The organism is Bacillus sp. M5A3_1b, from assembly GCF_053345335.1.
Window position 1 is genome coordinate 1 of sequence record NZ_JBKEZY010000028.1, and the last position, 3,908, is coordinate 3,908.

General features: G+C 34.3%; 2 protein-coding genes. One reads left to right on the plus strand and one right to left on the minus strand.

Annotation, left to right across the window (positions count from 1 at the left end; translation table 11 throughout):
- Positions 1–1,176: 1,176 nt before the first annotated feature.
- Positions 1,177–2,136, minus strand: a complete 960-nt coding sequence (locus tag ACLBWW_RS28495; RefSeq protein WP_048542208.1) for a proline dehydrogenase family protein — start codon at positions 2,134–2,136, stop codon at positions 1,177–1,179.
- A gap of 117 nt (positions 2,137–2,253) precedes the next feature.
- Between ACLBWW_RS28495 and pdxR the strand changes: the two genes are divergently transcribed.
- Complete coding sequence (pdxR, locus tag ACLBWW_RS28500; protein ID WP_048542210.1) at positions 2,254–3,666, plus strand: MocR-like pyridoxine biosynthesis transcription factor PdxR; 1,413 nt, start codon at positions 2,254–2,256, stop codon at positions 3,664–3,666.
- The last annotated feature ends 242 nt before the right edge of the window (positions 3,667–3,908 follow it).

A 3,908-nucleotide genomic window follows, 5' to 3' on the forward strand; every position in this document is an offset into this window, starting at 1 on the left:
TAAAGTTAGTTTGTCTAGCATCTAAAAATAAAAATTGACGTTTCACGTTGTTTGTTTCGTTCAGTTTTCAAAGAACTACTCGGTCGCTCATTTGCGACTCCCTTATGTTAACATTTTCAACTTTCAATGTCAACTAAGTTTTTCATTTCGTTTACCGCGTTCTGCGTTATTGCATCGGCGACTTGTTCTATATTACACCCCTATATCCTAATCGTCAATACCTTTTTATAAAGTTATTCAAGTTTACTTACGCCCTAAACTGAATTGGTACGGAAGTTTTTCCCCTGCGAAATTAACAACCTTATTTTAATAAATATTAATATATAATTAAAAACTTATTCCGCTCCCTAACACCTCTTTGTTTATCAGGCACTCTATTAGAAACGATCGAAGATATACGTATTCTTATAAACAGACAACGATACAGAAATTCTTATATACTACTCTAGTTATAGAGTCCCTCTTATATGAAGTAATGGTTACTTACCTGTTTATTCGTAAATATATAGAAACACACTAATACATTTACTAACTATCCCTGTGTCACTGAAATAGCAGACTTATATCTCTTTCATCTTTAGCAGCATCCATTTCCATATGGCCTAGTCGTAATAAATTTTATATCCTCTTAACAAACATTTAAGATATACAAATAAACTATACTCGAGGACCGAACCAATTAATAGCATTTCTTTTTTAAACACATATACCGGATTAAAAATGCGCACCTCAATTGATCGAGTGCACCTAACACACCCACAAAGAACGTTTGTTCCATTTGTATTTTATTACTTTTTATCCTATACCTATATTTACGTTTTACTGCTAGAAGAGCGAATCGAGTTACTAACAAAGTATGTAATTTTATTGTTTATATCTATCCTCCGTTTTGAAATACATATAGAATTACAAATTCATTTATTTCTAGCTATAAACTTAAGAATACATGACAATAAGAATCCAATGCATATAAAACACCCACCAAAACAAATTCTACAACAAGGTATACTACGGCTGTACAATTTATAAACTATAATCTTTTCAATATAAAAAGAGTCGGAATTTCTACTCTAAGGAAAATCCGACTCTTATTTTTGGGCCACAACCAAAATGATTTAACTTACTCACTACAACTGAACTCCCTCATAATAACCATAGCCAAAATAATTTTTACATTTAATATTCCCTACGCTGCTGTACTGCAGATGAATGCATCATATCTATCACTGCACGATATAAATTTTCCGGATATTCAGCTATCCGATGGCATAAATACAAGTACCACTCTTTCCCATAAGTCAAATACACCCTAGCATTATGTCCTTTGTTTTTCAAATCACTTAACATATCTGGACGAATTCCATATAGCATTTCTATCTCTACATTAGATTGACTAAAATATTGACGTTTCTCCATTTCTTTAATAAGAATTTCATCATGTGTAGCTATAGATACAGGATGGTTGTTTTCAACTAGTTGTTCTACAATCTGAAGATACTGTTGGTTTAAGTCATTTGACCTAGGCATAGCAATATCCGAAACTTCTTGATAGGCACCTTTTACAACTCGTATTTTCCCTGGATAATATAGGAGTTCTTGAATATCATTGTTCGAGCGATATAAATGCGCCTGAATCGTTATGCCTACATTAGGATATTGCTCAGTTGTTTTTTTATAGATGGAAAGAATGTCTGCTGCTTTAGATGATTCTTCCATACTTATCATAAGGGTAGTTCCATGTACTTTTGCCTTCTCTGCCAACTCCATTAAATGAATATAAGATATTTTTGGATCTATAGACAATCCAATATGCGATAAATCGAGTGATACTGTTTGTTTCATAGATAGAGCACCCATATCCCCAATAAGATTCCAAAACTCATTTTTTGCTTTATAACATTCCTCTATATCTAGAGTATTTTCCCCTATGTATTCTAGTGAAGTATGATAACCTTTTGTAATTAGTTCTTTTGCTATCACAATCCCCTCATGTCTCGTTTCTCCGGTGACAAAGCGTTTCGCAGCTTGCAATAACAATGCATAGAGTTCAGTTGATTGTTGTACATAGGATTTTATATGTTCATTTCGTGCAATCGATTTAAATGCCTGAGCTACTTGGAATTCTGGTTTCGTCATCACATTTTCATCCCCTTTAGAACTATTTGATCCAACTATAGCATGCTAAAATGGTTCATATTAGTACCATTTTAACCAAACTTTTATGGTACCAATTTTGATGAAGGGAGCATTTATATGCTTTGGATACCTATTGATCGATCGTTAGATATAAGTTTAATTCAACAGGTTTATCACCAAATACGTGAACGAATATTAAACGGAGAGCTACAATCTGGAGAAAGACTACCATCTACACGGGAATTATCTTCTGAGTTAAGCGTGTCTAGGAATGTAATTTTAGAAGCTTATGATCAATTATTTTCCGAAGGTTTTTTGGTCGCTCGACAGGGCGCCGGGACATTCATTGCAGAAGGAACTTATTTAGAACAACGTAAAAAATCAACTCTAATTGATTCTTTATCTTGGTGCGAAGAAATAAACAAAGACAGTAACATCATTAATTTTCGTTCCGGGATACCAGCATTAGACTTATTTCCACGTAAGGGATGGGCAAAGTTATCTCATACTATATGGAATGAGACACCTCCTTCTACGTTTGGATACGATATTCCCGAAGGGCGTCCCGAATTAAGAAAGGTTTTATCACGCTATTTACTTAAAACAAGAGGAGTTTTTTGTCATCCAGAACAATTGATAATTACCTCCGGTGCAACGCAAGCTTTAACACTTATTTCTAAGCTACTTTTGTCAACAGGCGACGAAGTACTAATAGAAGATCCCATCACCAATGACATTCAAACAATTTTTAAAAATTCAGGAGCCTTCCTTTATCCTATACCAGTTGATGATAATGGGATGGATACATCTTTGCTGCCTGCAAATAAAAACCCAAAATTCATTTTCACTACTCCTTCTCATCAGTTTCCTTTAGGAGGAGCGTTACCGATTCAACGACGGGTTCAATTGATTAACTACTCAAGGAAAACAAATTGTTATCTCATTGAAGATGATTATGACAGTGAGTTTCGATATGAAGGCCCACCTGTAAGTTCATTACAGGGATTGGATCCCGAGCGTGTTATATATATAGGTTCATTTAGTAAAATTTTATCACCGGCCCTTAGGATGGGATACTTAGTTCTTCCCTCACACCTTATCGAAAAATGTCGCAGGGTAAAATGGTTTTCAGATCTACATACATCTTCTTTAAATCAGCTTGTTCTTGCTAAATTTATTGCCGAAGATTATTTGGAACGACATATTATGAAGATGAAAAAAATCTATAAAACTCGAAGAGACTTCCTTATCCAGCAATTAAAATTAGCATTCTCCAATAAGATCAATATTTTCGGTTATTCTACAGGATTACACCTGATTGTTGAATTCAATCAAGTTCAATTTACAAAAGAATTACTTGAGGAAATCCAACAACTCGGAGTGAAAGTATATCCTGTGGAAGAGCACGCCATTAAAAAAGGAAAACATCATAATCGAATTATTATAGGGTATGGACATTTAACAACTGAAGAAATAAAAGAAGGTGTGAGCAGGCTACAGAGGGCAATACCTTGTATATATTCTTGTTAACGAATAGACGTTCTAGCAAACTTATCCATATTTTTCTGAAGGTATGCTATTTAGATGTGGAATCATAATAAAATAAAGCTGTTTTTTGCTAGATAAACGCACTCATAGAGCCAACATTAATTACAAGATTATTTCCATTAAACACAAAAAAGACGAGTCATTCTGACTCGTCTTAAAGTTGCTTGGCGACGTCCTACTCTCACAGGGACAAGGTCCCAACTACCATCGGCGCTAGAGAGCTT

What these genes read in the sequence shown, in the direction of transcription:
- ACLBWW_RS28495 (WP_048542208.1), bottom strand. Translation starts at nt 2,136, where the DNA reads ATGACGAAACCAGAATTCCAAGTAGCTCAGGCATTTAAATCGATTGCA.
- pdxR (WP_048542210.1), top strand. Translation starts at nt 2,254, where the DNA reads ATGCTTTGGATACCTATTGATCGATCGTTAGATATAAGTTTAATTCAA.